Origin of the sequence: Pigmentiphaga sp. (assembly GCF_019689535.1) — a bacterium.
GTDB lineage: Bacteria > Pseudomonadota > Gammaproteobacteria > Burkholderiales > Burkholderiaceae_B > Pigmentiphaga.
Window position 1 is genome coordinate 1 of sequence record NZ_JADGHH010000013.1, and the last position, 17,033, is coordinate 17,033.

Below are 17,033 nucleotides of genomic sequence, written 5' to 3' on the forward strand. Positions count from 1 at the left end.
TGACCCCGTTCCCTTGCCCCTTGCCGGCCCCTTTGGTCTTTTGGAAGCCTTTGGGTGTAGCGCGGCAGCGGCGGCCAGGCCACCGTCAATGGGGATGCGCCAATGCCGGGTTGTGGGCGGAAGGCTGGCTGTGCCGTGCCGTGCCTACGATGCCTCCTTCTTCCCAAGCCGGAGTCGCCATGCTGGATCAGATTGACGAAGTAAGGAATATTCCTTACCATGTAGATGTCGCTATCGGGAGAACTGCCATGCCCAACATCCATGAAGTCGCCACCGTGACCTCCAAGGGCCAGATCACGCTGCCCAAGCCCATCCGCCAGGCGCTGGGGGTGGATGCCGGCGGCAAGGTGGCGTTCGACCTGCGCGGCGGCAAGGTCGTCGTGACCCGCGCCGACGCCGAGCATGAAGACCCGGCGATCGGGGCCTTCCTGGCGCTGCTGGAGGCCGATATCCGGGCCGGCCGGCATGTCCAGGCCCTGCCGGATGATCTCGCGCGGGCCATGCTGGCGAACGCCGGCCATGCGGTGGACCTCGATGAGGACATCGAAGGCGAAGTGGCGCTCTGATGCAGCGGCATGGCTGGACGCTGCTGTTCCATGAGGGCGTGATCGAGCAGTTGCGCAAGCTGCATGCGGCCGCGCAGCGGGCCGAGCAGAACGACCCGCGAGGGTTCGAGGGCAATGCCAACGTCAAGCTGTTCCGGGCGTTGAGCCAGTTGATCATGGAAGTCGTTCCGGGCGACCCCGCACGCGACGAGTTCCGCCAAGGCAACACCCTGGGGCCGGAATACCGCCACTGGCGGCGCGCGAAGATCGGACGTCGATTCCGCCTGTTCTTCCGCTACGACTCCAGGACGAAAGTGATCGTGCTCGCCTGGGTCAACGACGAACAAACGCTGCGGTCGGCGGGCAGCAAGTCCGATCCGTATGCGGTGTTCGAGAAGATGCTCGGGCGAGGCAACCCGCCCGACGACTGGACGGCGCTGGTCGCGGCGAGCAAGGCAGACTGGCAGGTGCCGAAGAAGCCGTAGGTTGTGCCGCATCCGGTTGATTGGATGTGGCATGGAAATTCAAATCTCGTTTGAAGAATCGAGATGAATGCAAGCAAGGACTCCCTGGAGCAGGTGTTGAACAAGAGCCGATAGGACCACCATGAGGTAAGCCACCATGAAACCCGCAGCAAAAACCACTTTCGCAGAGCGTGCAGGCCGAGTCTTCGGCCGGATGTGGCGTGCTGGCGCACGCCTGGATCGGAAGGCACGGGGCTGGCTGGTGGCGCGAGGCCTCGACGCAGGCGTGGCTGCGAGCCTGCTGTGGGCCGTCAAGCTCATTGTGCTCGGCGTGCTGCTGTATGCGGCCTTCTGGCTGGCGCTGCTGCTGGTGTTCGCGATCGTGGTCACCTGGGTTGCCCGCAATGCAAACTGGGAAGACGAGGACGAGGACCGGACCGAATGGCGAGTTGGCCCTGCGGGCTATGGCCAGTATCGCGGCGACATACGGATCGATATTGGCGATCCGTATGATGACGAGTAACAGGCCGGGGAATTTACTTGAGTGACTTGGAAATGACCCCCGGCCCCTTGGACCCCGCCGACTTGGCGCCGTCGGTGGCCATCGTCATCATCTGAACGAGGTTGCCAGCACGCACACCGGCCCAAGCCAGAGCAGTCACCCAAAATCCTGGCAGCACAATGAACATCGTCGCCATCACGAAGTTCAGGGTCATATCCCCGAAGGTGTTGTTCAAGCCGATCAGTGGATCGAAGTTGGTATGCGGCCGGTTCCAGCCCCAGCCCCAGCCATAGAGTGCATCGAGGATGGTCGAGTCGATCCAGCGGGCGAGCTGGAACCAGAAGTCCACGAAGAACAGGGCGAACTGGACCACCGAAACCGTCACCAGCGTCTTCAGGTCGTAGGTGCCGATCACCAGCACCAGCGGGATGCACACCACCAGCGCCATCTTGAGCAGCGACAGCACCATCGGCAATGCCTGCCGAACCATGTCCATCGCCGGGAAATAGCCGAGGGAGCCGAAGGTCAGGCCCACGTCGCCGACCGCACGAGTGGCGATGTTGGGCAACGTCATCTGGATCTGTCCGCCGTAGTCGGTATAGACCTCCCCTTGGTTGAGTTTCTGTTGCCGGGGCGAGGCGATCGTGCGAACCACCGAGTCGTTGACCTGGTCTTGGCTCAGGAAGCCGGCCCAGCCACCGATGCGGGTCAGCAGGCCGGGATCGACCTGGGCCAGCAGCCGTGCACGCAATCCATTGCCGCCATCGGACCACCATTGCCGGCAGGTCGGGTAGCCGGCCCCGCTGGGGACCTCGGCCAGCCCGGCGTCCCGGGTGCTGTCGTAGGGCCAGCCCTCCCGCGGCGTCTTCGCATGGTAGGTGTCGTAGAAGCCTGCGGTGTCGAGGAAAAAGTGCGAGCCGATCCAGGTGACATCGTTCATCTGCTCCTCGCTCAGCTCGGGGCGCGACATGAACAACTTGGCACGCGCCGGTCCGTAGCAGTCGTGGGTGAAGTCGGCCACTTCCTGGGCCAGCACCGGGTCGTCGATGCGGGTGGCGTCGATGTCCATGCGCATCTGCCGAAGATCCGTGCCGCAGGGAATGGCGGCGACCGAGGCGCCCGTCACCGCACGCGAAACCGCGTGGATGAAGAACCACCACACCGGCACCTTGGCCGACTGGTTGTTGATCGTGCTGAAGGATTGCGACCAGCCGGTCTCGGTAGGCTCCGGTACGCGCACCTGGCACTGCGTCGAGCGCGCCTGGTCGTACTTGATCGTGTTGAAGTCGACGTCGATGAAGGGAATACCGGCGAACATGATGACGACAATGGCGACGAACACGCGGTTCTCGATGCGAGCCGAACTCAGCACGCCCTTGTTGCCTTCGTCCGCGCCTTCGCTGCGGGCCTTGAGCCATTCCTGGATCACGATGGCGAGGAACGGGATGGCGAACACGCCGCTGGCGACCAGCACGTTCCAGATGCCGTTGTTGACGATCCAGGAAACCAGCGTCAGGTAATACTCCAGGTAGTCGGTGGTGTAGAGGGTCATCGCCGTCTCCGCGTCACTTGGCCTGCATGAACTGACTGGCTTCCAGCGCGATCACCGCCAGTACCGCAGCGATCTCCACCCGCAGCAGGCGTTGCTGCGCACCGCCTTCCGGCTCGCGGGCACGCAGCCGCCGGCGCATCCACAGCCAGCCCCAGACGGTGCCAGCGTAGAGCACCGCCCGCCAGACAAAGAACAGGCCAGCGTGGTCGGCCATCCAGCGCTGCCAGCCTTCGATGCTGCCGGCCAAGCGGATGCCGACCACGTTGGCGACGATGGCCAGGATCAGCAGCCCGGACGCCCACAGCAGCGTCCGGCCGACGCGCCGGTTGAACAGCCAGCGCAACCGCCACCAGCCGGCGCTCACGGGTTGTTCCCGCTCGGCGGCCGCTGCAACTCGTCGAGCCGGTTGCGGGTCGGGTCGCCCTCGTAGATGCCGCGCGAGCCGGTGGCGCGGGTGCTGTGCCGCTGGATGATGGCCGAGGGTGAATTGCTGGCCAGCTCGCGGCGCAGTTCCAGTTCGGTCTTCAGGTTGTGGATTTCCCGGTCGAGGGTGTCGCTCTCGTGGGATACCGCCTGCTGGGCCAGATCATTGGCGGCGACGTTGGGCTCCTTGCGCCCGGTCAGCATCGTGCGTTGGAGCAGCAAGGCCTTCTCAAGCACGCTCGACAGCGCGACCTCCGAAGCCAGCCGCCGTGCCAGCAGGTCCTGATCGGGCTCATCACGCAGGGCTTCGATGACGCCGCGCGTGATCGGCAGCGATGCGCTGCTGGCCGCCTGCAGGTTCTCGTAGCTGGTCGACCGGCTGCCGGCCACCAGCTCCTGCAAGGCCTGGAGCTTGGTTTCGTACTCTTCCTGGATTAAAGGCGTCAAGCCGACGCCGGGCGTGGTCTGGGTCTTGGTGCAGGCTTCGCAGGTGCGCTGCTCTTGCTCGCCCAGCACACGCACGGCCCAGGCCGCGGCCGCCTCGGGCGAGTTCCAGGTCTGGCAGGCCAGGTTGCCGTTGCAGGCGCTGGGGTCGATGGAACTGGTGTCGGTGGCATCGCGGCCGTTGAGCAGGTTGTAGCCGGCGCGGGCCACGTCGCCGACCATGCGCACCGGCCGCTGGCCGGCGCCGCCGGCATTGCTGCCGCCAACCCAGGGCACGCCGTTGTTACCGCGGCTGGATTCGGCCTGGTCGATGGCCGAGACGGCATCGGTGCTCGCCACTGCCTGCTTCAGGGCCATGCCTTCGGCGAGCTGATCCCAGCTCGTCTGGCCGCCGGCCATGTCGGCCATGCGGTTGGCGATCGCGCGGCAGGTCATCTTGCTGCGGTCGAAGTCGAGCCGGGCTTGCAACACGCCATTCGTCAGCAGGTTGTAGAGGCCCGGATCGGCCCGCTGAATGATCAGCGCCGGCAGCGAGGCCACCGCGCTGGTGGCGTTCTGGATCACCGACGACATGATGGTCTGGAAGCCGTTGCTGATGCCGTTGAGCTGGTTCTGGATCGTCGTCGAGATCGACATGTCGCCGCAGATCAGGTTGGAGTTCCAGCCCACGCCGACGCCGAGCTGGCGCATGTTGGCCGCGCCGCTCATCGAGACCGCGCGACCGCCGCCGATCGAATACAGCACGTCGTCGCCGATCACGCTGCCCTGGTGCTGGACGCCGTACTCGTTGACGTTGGTCTGGGCGCTGGCTCCGGCACCGGCCAGCGCCAGAGCCAACGCGGCAAGGAACAAGCGGCCGCAGTTCGGAAAGGCGAAACGGTTCATGGTGGATCTCAGTTGAAGTCGGTGCTGCCGAGAAAGGTCTGCCCGCGCCGCCGGCAGCAGCTATACGGACGCCACAACGCCCAGGCGTAGTCGCCCTGTTGCGCCTGCACGCGGGTGTCGGAATGGGGAAAGACCGCGCATGAGCGCGACAGCGTGGGCGTCAGTTCCTGCCACTTCCCGGTGGAGGCATCGCCCTCGACCAGGGCGCCGGCCGGCCAGTAGCCGTCGCGGGCGTTGGCCAGCAGCGGCTGGTAGACGTGGATCTGCCCGCGCCGGGTGACGACGTCGCCGGCACGCTGCGCGACCACGGCACCGGCCTCGTAGTCGTCGGTCTGGTGCAGCAGTCCGCCGCGCGGGTACACCGCGCCCCACAGGTTGAGCGTGGTGCGGGCGCCGATCTCGCGCATGCCCGGCACCAGTGCTTCGGGGTACACCAGCTCGGGCACGTTGTAGCGCCATGCGACGGTATCCAGGGTGCTCAGCAGGTAGGGCATGAAGGCCGTGCCGGCACCCTCGCAGGTGTAGCCGGAGGCCGCGGCGAACTGGCCGAACACCGAGCCGGCCGGGTGGCCGATCACGTCCGCGTTCTTGAACTTGGCGAGGTTGTTCTCGTTGTCGTGGTTGGTCGTGCCGTCACCGCCGGCCTGGGCGGTGGCGTTGGGCATGCTCATTGCCCGCACTTCGGTCCATGGGTTCTCGCCGGTGTTCGAGTAGCTCGACACCACCGCGTCGGGGATGTAGTGGCGAACCTTCACCGACGTGCGCACCGTGCAGCCGCCATAGGAGCAGTAGAGCCAGTAGCAGATGCCGACCACGCGGTATTCCAGGCAGTCGGGTGACAGCGCAGACGACACGATGGTCGCGGTGTTGATGGCGAAGGCCGACGAGGCCGCGCCGAGCAGCACCGCGGCGACGCCGGAGCGCAGGCGATGCAAACGCTTCATGGCTGCGTCCTCCGATGGGCTTCGATGCGGGCGACGGCCTTGGCCACGTCGAGTTCGCCGTACACCACGTAGCGCCGGTCCAGCACCACGGCCGGGAGCGTGGTGACGCCCAGGCTCCAAGCGTCGGCGACGCCCTGGTAGGCCGCCGCCAGTTCGCGTTGCAGGGTTTCGCCGCCGTCGCGCAGGCGCTGCTGCACGAGCGTCGTGGCGCGGCCGGGGTCGGCGGGCAGGTTCGCGGCCAGGCTGACCTCCAGGCGTGCCGCGCGATCCAGCTCGATGACCCGTGCGCCGGCGGGCTCCCGTACCGGATGCCGGCTGTCGGTGATGACGATCAGGTCGGCGGCCGCGGTCCACGGGCTGAGCAGCGCCGCGCAGAAACCGGCGATCAGCACATGCCACCGGGAGCCGTGACGACGAAAAGAGGAAGCGGCCATGTCGAGTCGCCTTGGAGTCGATCAGGCGAGTAGTCGAACGCACGGGCGATTTCGGGACGACAAACAAACGGGAACCGGCGTACCCGGTTTCATGAAAGAAAACGGGAGCCGAAGCTCCCGCTGGGATTACTGCGTCATGGATGGGATGGCTTGGCGTGCCTGGTGAACTACAGCAGGCCGGATGCGGCGAACGAGTACGGTGTTCCTTTGCCGATGATGAAGTGGTCCAGCAGGCGAATGTCCACCAAGCTGAGTGCATCCTTCAAACGATTGGTGATCGCTCGATCTGCCGCGGATGGCGTGGTATCGCCGGATGGATGTTGATGCGCCACGATCAGCGCCGCTGCATTGAGAGCCAGTGCCCGCTGTACCACCACGCGGGGGTGGACTTCGGCACCGTCGATGGTGCCTCTGAACAGGGCTTCACAGGCGATGACACGATGCCTTGTGGTGAGGAATACGACGACGAATACCTCGTTGGGTTCTTGTAACAGCTTCAGACGCAGGTACTCGCGGGCGCCTTCAAGGCCTGTAAGACGAGGGCCCGTCGCGAAGATGCGACGTTCCAGAATGGCGATGGCCTGTTCGATGATGCGGTCGTTATCGACGGTTGGGGAACGGATATCCGACACGGTTGGGGCGTCGAGTGTGGTGAGTGACATGGTAGACCTCCAGAAGATTGAGCCGGAGGCGCACCCGGGAGGGGCAGCCCTCCGGGGACGATGGGAGATAGGAACGCGGAAAAGCGGGCATCCACCATCACGCGTGCGATGGCTGTTCGCTGGCAGGATGCGGAGCGAACGGGCGGGTCAACGCGGGCAAGCCGCGCCGTAGTCCTTGAAGACCTGGACTACCTGGGCATGTCGCCGGTATCGGCGGCGGACATTCCGGGGGCTTCGGGATCAGGCGCGGGCACGCCATCGGCGGCCAGGAAGTCGAGGGCCGACAGCAGCGCATCGCCCTCGACCGGGCCATGCAGCAGCAAGGCTTGGCCGGTGTGCTCGTCGCGCACGCGCAAGGTCGGGGTGGCGGCGATGCCGTCGCGCGCGCCCTCGCGGGCTTGCGTCTGGACCGTGTTCTGGGTCTTCCCGCTCTCCAGACACGCCTGCAGCGCGGGCGTCTGGCCGGGATAGCGCACGCCTTCCGGCAGGCCTTGCCCGTCTCCCCGGGTGTGCTGGTAGATCCAGCCCAACGCATTCCAGTAGGCGGCTTGGCCGCCGGTTTCGCCTGCGCACTCGGCGAGGCTGGCCAGCCGGGATGCGACCGGCTCGTGCATCGGCAGCGGCAGGTGGTGCCATTGCAGCCGGGTTTCGGGGTGCTGGTCGACCCAGGCCTTCACCACGGGGAAGTAGGCCTTGCAATACGGGCACTCCAGGTCCGCGTACAGGATCAGGGTGAAGCGGGCATCGGCCGGGCCGTAGTACCAGGGCGGACCGGGCGCAGGTTCGGTGGCGGTCGCTGTGGGCGTCTTCGTCGTGAGGGGGGCTTCTTGCTGCGGTTGCCGGGAGAGCAGCCACGCGCCGAGTACGGCAAGCGCCACGACGGCGATGGACAGCCAGGCCAGACGCCGGTGGGATGTATGGGAACGCTGAGGTGGTTGCATGGCGGGGTCCTGGATGTGCCCGCCGGGTGGCCGGGCTGCTCCGATCCGAGCTGCAACTTCAGCATGCGGCAATGCGGAGATGCCTTCTGGAATCCGTCATGGCTTCACCCTGTTTGTTGCTCCGCAAAGAGGGCTGTATTAACATCTGGGTCAGACACTAAGCCTCTCTTGGCTTCTTGCGTAAGCGTTAACGTCAACCAACGCATGATTTCGGCACGCCCTAGTCTCGGCTGCCGTTTCGTGCAGAGGTTGCTGTTATGGCTGTCGAGCGCTCTCTTTCCGGCGCGACGACCCGCTCGCGTCTGGGTCTTCTCTACTTCGGCATTATTCTCATCGGCGCCAATCTGCGTGCGCCGATCACCAGCGTCGGTCCGGTTCTCTCGGACATACAAGCGGCACTTCATCTTGACGGGGCTGGGGCCGGCGTACTCAACGCCTTGCCGCTTCTCATCTTTGCCCTGTTATCGCTTCTCGCGCCGTCAGTCGGACGTCGTCATTCCCTAGAGCGGGTTTTAACGTGGGCTGTCGCAGCCATTTTGCTCGGGACGCTGGTGCGCTCTGTGCCATTGCCAGGTGCAATCTGGATTGGCACTGGGTTGTTGAGTGCAGGCATTGCGTTCGGAAACGTACTTCTGCCGGGGCTGGTGAAGCGCGAATTCCCCACCAAGGCGGCAGGCCTGATCGGGCTCTATGCGGCATCGATGGCCGGGATGGCCGGCGTGGCGGCGGGCATCGCCGTACCCATCACCCATGTGGTGGGGCTCGACTGGCGATGGGCAATCGGTTGTTGGGCCTTGCTGGCGGCCATCACGCTGGTTGTCTGGCTGCCTCAATGGACAGTGCCCTCGCATGCTCCTTCGGCAACGGGCATCAGGATCAAGGAAGGCGTTTCACCCTGGAAGCACCCGATTGGATGGCAGGTGTCGCTGTTCTTCGCGCTTCATTCGTTGGTCTTCTATTCGATCGTTGACTGGTTTGCGTCCTACGCGGCGTCGCGGAACGTGGCACCGGAAGCAGCGGGCTTCTATCTGCTTGTCTATCAGATTGTGGCGGTAGCAACGAATCTGGCATGTGCACCGATCATCAGGCGATTCAAGGATCAAAGACTTCTGGGATTCCTGTGCGGCCTGCTCTTGGTCATCGGAACCGCTGGCTTGTATTCGGGAGCTGGATCACCGCTGATCTGGCTTATCAGCGCAGGATTTGGCGCGGGAACCGCGATGACGACGAGCCTTGCACTGTTCACGTTGCGCACGCACGATCATCACCAGGCCGCTTCGCTTTCCGGGATGGCTCAGTTTGTCGGGTACGTGGGAGCTGCTGCCGGGCCTTTCCTCATCGGAGTCCTGCGCGACATTGACAGTGGTTGGACTTGGCCGTTGATCCTTCTGATTGCATCCAGCATCCTGGTTGTCGTCTTTGCAACACTGGCCGGTCGTGGAAAATACATCGAATAGCCAGACAAGACGTAGGACCTACGCGGTAAGCCTTGCGTCTAGAGCATTGAGCGACAGCGATTCGATGCCACGCGCCTGGTCGATCTTCTCGGCGACCTTGAACGCCGCATCCAGCTCGCTGATGTTGAACCGCTGCATCAACTGGAAGCGCTCGGCCTTCTCCTCCGGCTCCGTCTGCGCCAGCGCCAGGTAGAGGCTCGGCGGCACCGCGCGGAACAGCAGCTCCATGCTGCGCGAGAGGATCACGCCTTCGGTGAACTTGCCGGACTCCTTGCGTGCCGAGAGCATCAGCGCCTTTTGCGCGGGGGTGAGTTCGCGGAAGCGTGCGATCTTCTCCACTTCGTCTGGCGGCATGCTGAGGCAGATCCACCATTCGATCATGTTCAACATCGGCTCGGCGGCCTTCGGCAAGTCGTCGATGTTCTGCGTCGCCAGCCAGAACCAGGCGCCGAGCTTGCGCCACATCTTGGTGATCTTGACGACATACGGCGCGAGCAACGGGTTCTTGGTGACGACGTGGCCTTCGTCGGTGACAGCGATGATGGGCCGTCCCAGGAACTGATCGCGCTCGGCGATGTTGTTGATCGCGTTGATCAGGCTGATGTACGCGATCGAGAGCTGGGCGTTGTAGCCCTCACGGGCATAGGTCGCCAGGTCGACGACGGTGATGTCCGCTTCCGGCCAGGGCGTGCCGGGCCGGTCGAACATCTCGCCGTCAGAACCCTGGGTGAAGATGTCCATCGCATCGGCCATTTCCAGCAGCCGGGTGCGGCGGATCTCCGGCAGCGTCGGATCGCGGCCGCGCTCGCGCAGCGCGTCGCGCACGTCGCGCGTCAGCACCGTGCGCTGTTCGGTCGCGCAGCGCCGGGCGGCGTCGAGGATGCACTGGCGAATCAGCGAGCGATCGGCCCGCGTCATGCGGGCCTCCTCCTTGTCTTCGCCGCCAGTGATCATCAGACGGGCGGTGATCTCCAATTCGCCCAGCACATCGCGCTGCTCGTCGCCGTCGGTCTCACCCTCGTCCAGGGCATCGGCATCGAGCGTTTGCACTTGGCCGGGCGTATCGACCAGGCGCGACGCATCGGCGAACGGGGCGAGGCTGACGCCCGATCCCGGTGCCAGCTTCACCCGATGGACGGACAGGCCGTGGCGTGCGGCGAAGTCGCCGAGCAGGCCGAACGAGTTGCCGGCCTCCACGATGAACAGCCGTGGCCGGTAGATCGCTGTGACCTGGTTGAGCAGGTTGTTCAAGGTCGCGGACTTGCCTGAGCCGGTCGGGCCAAATAGGAACAGATGGGCGTTCATCTGCCGGTCGAGCCGGTTCAACGGGTCGAAGGTGATCGTGCCGCCGCCGCGGTTGAACAAGGTGATGCCGGGATGCCCGGTGCCCTGGCTGCGGCCCCACCAGGGCGCGAGGTTCGCCGCGTGCTGAGCGAACAGCAGTTGGCTGTACCACTGGCGCTTGTCCTTGGCCGGGTCGAAGACACAGGGCAAGCCACGCAGGTAGGTATTCAGCGGCGCGACTTCGTCCTCCTCGCGCACCGGCTGCAAGCCGGCGTTGAGCAGGACGTTGCCCAGTTGCAAGCCGCGGGCATCCAGCTCGGCTTGGTCGCGCCCGCGCAGGTAGAAGGTGAGCGCTCCGCGGTAGAGCTTGTGCGAACTGCCGATCAGTCCGCGTGCTTGCTGTACGTCGTGGCGGGTCTGCTCCGAGGCCAGCGTCTCGCCGACCGCCTTGCGGGCCAAGTGATTGAGATGGGCCTCCAGGATGTCCTGCGGGGTGATGACCAGGGTGAGGCTGAGGACGGTGTCTTCGGGCATCTGGTCGAACAGCGCGTTGATCGCATCGCCGCCCTTGCGCGTCTCGCCGGTGAGGTGGCCGGTCGAAGGCGGTGTGCGCAGCCGATCGACCGCGATCGCGCGGTGCGGCAGGCCGTCGAAGTACCACTGGCCGGTCGCCACGTCCGAGCGCGGTTGGCCGAAGAACAGGCGCTGGCTGAAATCGGTGCCGCTGGCCAGCTCGATCTCGCCGGGTTCGCTTTCCTCCGGGTAGCGGGTCAGCGCGTAGAAGCGTTCCCGGTCCTCGGCGCTGGGTCCGAGCTGCGTCGGATGCGGGTTGAACCAGCGCAGCAGCCAAGCGTGGATGTCGGCCGCGCCCAGGCGCCGGGCACGCACGCCGGCATTGGCGAGCCCGCCGGCCAGGCGGTCGCAAACCGTGTTAAGCGCCTGCTCCGGCGACTGCCCGCGGCGTCCCGGTGTCTGGCCGGCACGCCGGTAGATCACCAGCCGCGTGCGCCGGGTCTGCCCGCGCCACGGCAGGCGGGTGACCGTGCTGTCCTCGAACAGGCCGCCGGGTTTGGCGACGGCCCGCAGGTGATGGGCCATCGAGCGCAGGTAGAGTTCGGTGAAGGCGCTGCCCTGGGCGCGTGGCTGGACGTAGCGGCGCAGACCGTCGAGGTAGCTGTCCCAGTTGGTCTCGTCCTGGGCGAAGAACTGCACGACCCAGGGGTTGTCGTCCAGCTCGTCGAACGAGTCCTGCAACACGTTTTCCAGCGTGTCGCGCACTTGGCCGAGCCAGGCTGGTTCGCGGCCCTCGGTGCCGACGGGTTCCAGCTCGAAGAAGGCGGCGAGCGAAACGCCATCCTCCAGCAGCATGCACTGCGACTGGGGCAGGAACTCGGCCCAGGGCAGCATGTCCACGAACGACGGTGCCACGTCGTACAGCGCCTGCTCGTCGGCGACGGTGGCAGGTCGGCGCTTGCGGCCGTCTCGCTGGCCGGGCTCCGGGATGCCGTGCTCGCGCAGCGCGGCAATGTGGCGTTCCCACGCATCCGGGGCCTCCGGCTCGGCAACGTCCGCTACCTTCGCCGGACGCGGTTTGCTCAGCGGCCAGGCCATCAGTAGTCCTCGGTGCGTTCGCCGGGGAGCGCGTACTGCACGCGCTGGTACAGCGGGAAAACGGTGGTGTAGCCGGGCACCGGCACCGGGTCGCTGCCGGCCAGGTGCGGAAACACGTACATGACGAGATCGGGATTCGGCAGCCGGTGGAACTGGCGGTAGATCTCGTTCTGCGCGGTGCGGGTGTAGCGGGCCTGCGCCTGCGGCGCGGCCTGCACGTCGGCATCCGTCAGCGGCCGGCGCAGCGCCTGGCGGGCATCGAGCAACTGCCGTGCGGCCTGGCCGCCGCTCGCGCTGCCGCCGGTCTGCACGTTCCAGATATCGAGCATCGTGCTGTCGCCGTGCGGCAGCAGTTGTTCCTTGCTGGTGGCGCAGCCGCCCAGCACGAGTACCAGGCCCAGCAGCACCAGGCCGTCAGTCCAGTTCCTGCGCATGCGCATCACCTCCGAGGCGGTGGTCGACGCGGCGGCCCTGGGGCGCGTAGTCGATCATGAGGGGTTCTTCCAGATGCACGGCGACCTTGGCGCCGGGCTTGACGTACACGGCGGCGAAGGCCTGGCCGTAGAGCTTGTTCACCCACTGCGACATGTCCTGCACGCCGCTGGCGAGAATCCGGCCCATCGCTTCGTTGCCGCCGATACCGACGGTGCCGATCGAGCCATCGCTGTTCATGTAGGAGACCTGGCCGCTGTCGGAGTCGATCAGCGACGCCGCGCCGGCGCCGGCGGCGGTGATCAGGGCCTGGGTGCCCAGGTACTGCTGCGCGTTGCTGTGGCGCTCGCCCGATACGCAGGGGATGCCGTAGGGGTCGCTGATCCAGCCCAGCCCGCTTTGCGTCGTGTTGTTCTCGTTGGCTTGCTGGCGGTTGCCGCCGTCCTCGCGGTCTTCGGGCATCGTGCGGACGGTGCCGTCGTTGAATACGAACGTGACCGAGCGGATCTGCCCGCGCACGCAGGAGAGCGTCCAGTCACCCGAGGCGGTGCCGCTGACCACCGCGCCTGCAACGTCGGGAATCTCGATGCCGTTGGCCGTCAGGTTGTCTTGACCGATGAGGATTTTGAACGGGTACGGATCGTTGACCGTGCCATCCACCGGAACCCGGCCGATCAAAGCGGTCATCGCGATCGAGCCCATCAAGGTGGCGTTGGTCGGCACGGTATAGACCGGCTTGGTTTCCTCGGCGCCGACGGCGCGGCGGCCGGTCTCGATGGCGGCGTCGGTGGCGGTGTCGAGCGTCTTCTGCGCCGGGCCGAAGCTGGTCGGGAAGCTGAAACTCCCGGTGCCGCTGGCGTTCTTGCGCTTGCCGTCGTCGCGGGCGTCGTCCGGCTCGATCCAGTGCATGCCATCGCTGCCGAGGCCGGCGCTGTCGCCCGGTTCCAGCCCCAGCCCGACCGGGAGGTCGGCGGAACTGTTCCGGCCGCCGCCGAGGCCATCGAGCCGCTGCTGGAGTTCCTGCAACAGGCCCTGGGTCTGCTGCCGTTCGGAGGCGACCTGGTCGCGATCCTGCTGCAGCTTGTTCCGCTCGCCGGCCAGGGCGGTGTCGATGCGTCGATCGATCGCGCCCTCGCGCTGGCGCAGGCGGTCGTTCTCCTCGCGCTGGGTCTTGTTGTCGGTCAGCGCGGTTTGCAGTTCGGTGCGCAGTTGCCGGACCTGGGCGACGAGCGTTGCCACGGTGTCGCGTGGCGTGTCGCCCTCGATACCCAGCGCCTTGGCCTCATCCGTGGTGAGCTGCGGATTGGGGTTCTGCGCGGGAGGCTTGCCGCCGCCGGAAAACAGCTTGATGCCGACGAACACCACCAGCAGCGCGAGCGGGATCATCAGCCACTTGAGCAGGCCATTACTCTTCATCGTGGCCTCCCTCGTCGGGGCCTGCCGGCGTGGGCACCGGCAGGTTGAGCGCGGCATCGACCGGGGCGATGACCGGCAGCAGCGACTGCGCCAGGCCATGCCCGCGGGTGACCAGGTAGACGACGGTGGTGTCCTCCGGCGTGCCGGCCGGGCCGAGCGTCGGATGCTGGAAGGTGGCGGCCAGGAAGTCGCCCTGGATCGCCCGCGGGTCGAGGTCGAGCCAGCGCGGGGCGGTATTGCGCAGGCGCACCGCGCTGACCCACACATCGTCCAGCCGCCAGGCGGCCAGCGCCTGGGCCTGCACCGGCAAGGTCGGCAGCAGGCCGTCCAGCGCCAGGTCGCGGCGCAGGTTGAGGCGAGCGATGCCCGGCACCGGCTCGACGGTGCGCAGCGGAGCATAGAGACTTTGCGCCGCGTAGCGGGTCAGCACCACCGGCACCGGCGTCTCGCGGACGGGCCGCGCGGCGATGGGATCGCCATCTCCCGCCGCGTCCCCGGTCTTGGCCGCGCCGTAGTGGGTGGCCGGCGCATCGGCCTCGACGATGCGCACCGGCTCCAGCGGTGGCTGGTCCTTGCCGGCCGGCTCGGCGGCGATGTCGAGCAGGATCACCGTGCCGGTGTCGGCATCCTGAAGTTGCAGGCGGGTCGGCTCGATCGGTTCGCTGGCCCGCAGGTACACGGTGCCGGCCGCGCTCTGCACGCGCAGCTTGCCGCCGAGGCTGGCCGGCACGCCGACGCGGACGTTGCGATCGATGAACACGACGCGCTCCTGACCGACCAGCAGCGGCACCGCCAGAGGCAAGCGCTCCCAGCGCAGGATTTCCACTGCCTGGGCCGGCGCCGCCAGCAGCAGCGCGAGCGCCACGCAAACGGACAGCACGGGAAACTTCATGGCATTTCTCCCTGGGGAATGGCGGTGGCCTTGCCTGGCGCGGGAGCCGGCGCGTCGATGCGCTGCGGGGTACCGTCGTAGCAGTCGATGGCCAGGCCGAAGGGATTGCGCTGCGGATCGACGTCCATGCGCGTGACCTTCAGCGGGTAGCGCACGAAGGCGCGCTTCACCTGCTCGGAGGCGTAGTACTCGTCGGCGGTGACGTCGAGCGTGACCACCCAGTCGCGCTCGGAGACGGCCCGCACGCGCTGGGCCGGGTTCTCGCCGTAACCGCGGCCGGGAATCTCGTAGATGCCGCGCACGCGCTGGCGCAGCTCGCCCGCGTTGCGGCGGTATTCGTAGTCCTGCTGTAGGAAGGCCCGGCAAGCTGGTGTCAGGTAGCTGGAGAGCGCGTGCAGGTTGCGCGGGTAGTCGTCGTCGCCATTGGTCGGCCAGCGCTGGAGCTGCTGCCAGACGTAAAAGGTGAAGGCATAGACCGACTCCGGCGGCACCTCCCACCATTTGCGCGTGCTGCCCGAGCGCAGGTCCGGCGGCACGTGCACGGTCAGGTCGCGCGGTGCGTTCCACCAGCCGATGCCCATCACCAGTGCGAGCGCGAACAGCACGCCGCCGCCCAGGCGCAGGCTCTTGATGTGCGCTTCCAGGCGCAGGACTTCGTTCTTGACCCGGCTCACGGTCCGCTCCTGCGCGTGGCCCAGAAGCCAGAACGGGTCACCAGCGTCCGCCCGCCGACGAAGTGCGCCAGCGATGGCTGATGCACCGTCACCCACCACTGGATCTGGCGGTACAGCCACGTGTCCGGTCGGCCGCGCTTGAGCCGGCGCAACATGCCGCCGCCGGCGAACACGCCGAGGGCGATCGCCAGCACGATGGCGGTCGGAGCGACGGCGAAGGCCGACAGCGCGAAGGCCAGTGGAATCCCAGCCAGCAGACCGGCCACGGCCGACAGCCCTGCGCAGATCCACAGCTCGTCCGCCGTCAGGCCGCGCACGACGACCGGATGGCGGTTGAGCCGGTGCGGCAGGAACGCCACCGTCCCGTCCGGGCGGATGTCCTGGTCAGCCATGCCGGCGGCCTCAGAGGATGCCGGTGGCTTCGGTCAGCAGCCAGATGCCGACAACCAGCAGGATCGCGCCGATGGCGACGGTCAGGCCGAACTGGCCCCAGGTCGCGCGGCCGGTATGGATTTCGGCGTAGCGCGAGTAGGCGTGGTAGCACACGCCCACGAACATCGAGGCGACGATCAGCAGCGCGACCAGCATGATGATGTCGTAGCCGTAGTTGCGCAGCGTGTCCATGATGCCGTTGCCCTGGCCCCTGGAGGGGTCTTCGAGGGTCGGCAGACCTTGGGCCTGGGCGAGCGGCGACAGCAGGACGAGTGCGGGCAGCGCACTCAGGCGTGCGATGCGGGGGAGGAAGCGGGAAACCGGGTTCATGGTGGCGACCTTTCAGGAGAGCAGGAAGAAGGTCAGGACCAGGTACAGGGCGAGGAACCTCACCACGACACCGAGGAACTGACGCTGGGAAATCCGCTGCTCGGACCAGCCGACGTAGGCGGTCCGCATCGCCCAGACGCCCCAGACCAGGAGCACGGCGAACACGGCGCCGATCAGCACGACCGACACGGCGGAAGGGGTGAAGCCACCGTTGGCCTGGAAGGCGCTGACCTGGGCGGCGTTCATGGCGAGGCCTCCGTGGCGGTGACGGAGGGCGTGGAGGACTGGCGGTAGTCGCCGAGCAGCACGGCCGGATCGCGTGGCTGCGCACGCGGCGGGCTCAGGTAGTCGCGGATGCCGGTACGCACGCGTTCCAGGTCGGCGGCCAGCCGGGTGTAGTCGAAGTGGTAGCGGCTGCGCTCGTCGCGCGGCTGGGCGATCTCCGGCGCGATGAGCCGGTCGATGGCGTCGAGCTGGCGCAGCGCCGCGGCCAGGCGCGCCTGTTCGGGCGTGGCGTCATCGGCCTGGGCGCGCACCGGGAACCCCAGCACGAGGCACAGCGCCAGCACCAGGCCCGACACGCAACGCCGGTCGGCAGCGGAAGCCAGAGAGATCGACATGAGCCCATCCACGAGAAACGTCGGATGGCGAGATGCTCTCGGCGGGGGCGATCTGGCGCCGCAAACAATGCGCACGGGCACACGCCCGA

The 17,033-nt window shown here is 66.8% G+C and carries 20 protein-coding genes; 4 read left to right on the forward strand and 16 right to left on the reverse strand.

Annotation, left to right across the window (positions count from 1 at the left end; translation table 11 throughout):
• Window positions 1-248: 248 nt before the first annotated feature.
• From IRZ12_RS02155 to IRZ12_RS02165, 3 genes are all read left to right on the forward strand, one after another.
• A complete protein-coding gene (locus IRZ12_RS02155) occupies window positions 249-566 on the forward strand; it encodes a type II toxin-antitoxin system PrlF family antitoxin (RefSeq protein WP_073664190.1) in 318 nt (105 codons plus the stop codon).
• Window positions 566-1,030 (forward strand): type II toxin-antitoxin system YhaV family toxin, encoded by a 465-nt coding sequence (locus IRZ12_RS02160; protein ID WP_073664189.1) that lies wholly within the window; start codon window positions 566-568, stop codon window positions 1,028-1,030. Before IRZ12_RS02155 ends, IRZ12_RS02160 begins: the two co-directional genes overlap by 1 nt.
• A gap of 136 nt (window positions 1,031-1,166) precedes the next feature.
• On the forward strand, window positions 1,167-1,532 hold the full coding sequence (locus IRZ12_RS02165) for a DUF3742 family protein (RefSeq protein ID WP_073664188.1): 366 nt from the start codon (window positions 1,167-1,169) through the stop codon (window positions 1,530-1,532).
• A gap of 13 nt (window positions 1,533-1,545) precedes the next feature.
• On the opposite strand, the gene IRZ12_RS02170 is transcribed toward IRZ12_RS02165, so the two are convergent.
• The 7 genes from IRZ12_RS02170 to IRZ12_RS02200 all read right to left on the reverse strand — a co-directional run bounded on the left by IRZ12_RS02170 (window position 1,546) and on the right by IRZ12_RS02200 (window position 7,796).
• A complete protein-coding gene (locus IRZ12_RS02170) occupies window positions 1,546-3,063 on the reverse strand; it encodes a conjugal transfer protein TraG N-terminal domain-containing protein (RefSeq protein WP_296463626.1) in 1,518 nt (505 codons plus the stop codon).
• A 13-nt stretch (window positions 3,064-3,076) separates the two neighbouring features.
• Window positions 3,077-3,427, reverse strand: coding sequence for a hypothetical protein (locus IRZ12_RS02175; RefSeq protein ID WP_073664186.1), 351 nt, complete (start codon window positions 3,425-3,427; stop codon window positions 3,077-3,079).
• Window positions 3,424-4,815, reverse strand: coding sequence for an integrating conjugative element protein (locus IRZ12_RS02180; RefSeq protein ID WP_296463630.1), 1,392 nt, complete (start codon window positions 4,813-4,815; stop codon window positions 3,424-3,426). The genes IRZ12_RS02175 and IRZ12_RS02180 overlap by 4 nt, the downstream gene beginning before the upstream one ends.
• Before the next feature lie 8 nt (window positions 4,816-4,823).
• Window positions 4,824-5,759, reverse strand: a complete 936-nt coding sequence (locus IRZ12_RS02185) for a TIGR03756 family integrating conjugative element protein (RefSeq protein WP_073664184.1) — start codon at window positions 5,757-5,759, stop codon at window positions 4,824-4,826.
• Window positions 5,756-6,193, reverse strand: coding sequence for a TIGR03757 family integrating conjugative element protein (locus tag IRZ12_RS02190; protein ID WP_296463633.1), 438 nt, complete (start codon window positions 6,191-6,193; stop codon window positions 5,756-5,758). Before IRZ12_RS02190 ends, IRZ12_RS02185 begins: the two co-directional genes overlap by 4 nt.
• Window positions 6,194-6,360: 167 nt before the next feature.
• Window positions 6,361-6,855 carry a DNA repair protein RadC gene (radC, locus tag IRZ12_RS02195; protein WP_296463635.1) on the reverse strand — a complete coding sequence of 165 codons (495 nt, stop codon included), beginning with the start codon at window positions 6,853-6,855 and terminating at the stop codon, window positions 6,361-6,363.
• 188 nt (window positions 6,856-7,043) lie between these two features.
• Window positions 7,044-7,796 carry a thioredoxin domain-containing protein gene (locus IRZ12_RS02200; RefSeq protein ID WP_296463637.1) on the reverse strand — a complete coding sequence of 251 codons (753 nt, stop codon included), beginning with the start codon at window positions 7,794-7,796 and terminating at the stop codon, window positions 7,044-7,046.
• Between the two features lie 257 nt (window positions 7,797-8,053).
• Here IRZ12_RS02200 and IRZ12_RS02205 point away from each other — a divergent pair, with 257 nt between their 5' ends.
• A complete protein-coding gene (locus IRZ12_RS02205; RefSeq protein ID WP_296463639.1) occupies window positions 8,054-9,253 on the forward strand; it encodes an MFS transporter in 1,200 nt (399 codons plus the stop codon).
• An 18-nt stretch (window positions 9,254-9,271) separates the two neighbouring features.
• Here the strand turns inward: IRZ12_RS02205 and IRZ12_RS02210 are convergent, their stop codons facing one another.
• From IRZ12_RS02210 to IRZ12_RS02250, 9 genes are read right to left on the reverse strand one after another with little or no spacing between them, the layout of a single operon-like run.
• Window positions 9,272-12,148, reverse strand: coding sequence for a conjugative transfer ATPase (locus IRZ12_RS02210; protein WP_296463641.1), 2,877 nt, complete (start codon window positions 12,146-12,148; stop codon window positions 9,272-9,274).
• Entirely contained in the window at window positions 12,148-12,582 is a 435-nt protein-coding gene (locus IRZ12_RS02215; RefSeq protein ID WP_296463643.1) for a TIGR03751 family conjugal transfer lipoprotein, read from the reverse strand. The genes IRZ12_RS02210 and IRZ12_RS02215 overlap by 1 nt, the downstream gene beginning before the upstream one ends.
• Window positions 12,563-13,996 carry a TIGR03752 family integrating conjugative element protein gene (locus tag IRZ12_RS02220; RefSeq protein ID WP_296463645.1) on the reverse strand — a complete coding sequence of 478 codons (1,434 nt, stop codon included), beginning with the start codon at window positions 13,994-13,996 and terminating at the stop codon, window positions 12,563-12,565. Before IRZ12_RS02220 ends, IRZ12_RS02215 begins: the two co-directional genes overlap by 20 nt.
• Complete coding sequence (locus IRZ12_RS02225; RefSeq protein WP_296463647.1) at window positions 13,986-14,888, reverse strand: TIGR03749 family integrating conjugative element protein; 903 nt, start codon at window positions 14,886-14,888, stop codon at window positions 13,986-13,988. The genes IRZ12_RS02220 and IRZ12_RS02225 overlap by 11 nt, the downstream gene beginning before the upstream one ends.
• Window positions 14,885-15,562 (reverse strand): PFL_4703 family integrating conjugative element protein, encoded by a 678-nt coding sequence (locus IRZ12_RS02230; protein ID WP_296463649.1) that lies wholly within the window; start codon window positions 15,560-15,562, stop codon window positions 14,885-14,887. The genes IRZ12_RS02225 and IRZ12_RS02230 overlap by 4 nt, the downstream gene beginning before the upstream one ends.
• Entirely contained in the window at window positions 15,559-15,954 is a 396-nt protein-coding gene (locus IRZ12_RS02235) for a TIGR03750 family conjugal transfer protein (protein WP_296463651.1), read from the reverse strand. Before IRZ12_RS02235 ends, IRZ12_RS02230 begins: the two co-directional genes overlap by 4 nt.
• Before the next feature lie 10 nt (window positions 15,955-15,964).
• The gene (locus IRZ12_RS02240; RefSeq protein ID WP_003484800.1) at window positions 15,965-16,324 is read right to left on the reverse strand and encodes a TIGR03745 family integrating conjugative element membrane protein; all 360 of its coding nucleotides are present in this window, start codon (window positions 16,322-16,324) and stop codon (window positions 15,965-15,967) included.
• Window positions 16,325-16,336: 12 nt separating this feature from the next.
• On the reverse strand, window positions 16,337-16,570 hold the full coding sequence (locus IRZ12_RS02245; protein ID WP_073664174.1) for a TIGR03758 family integrating conjugative element protein: 234 nt from the start codon (window positions 16,568-16,570) through the stop codon (window positions 16,337-16,339).
• The gene (locus tag IRZ12_RS02250; protein ID WP_073664173.1) at window positions 16,567-16,944 is read right to left on the reverse strand and encodes an RAQPRD family integrative conjugative element protein; all 378 of its coding nucleotides are present in this window, start codon (window positions 16,942-16,944) and stop codon (window positions 16,567-16,569) included. The genes IRZ12_RS02245 and IRZ12_RS02250 overlap by 4 nt, the downstream gene beginning before the upstream one ends.
• Window positions 16,945-17,033 lie beyond the last annotated feature (89 nt).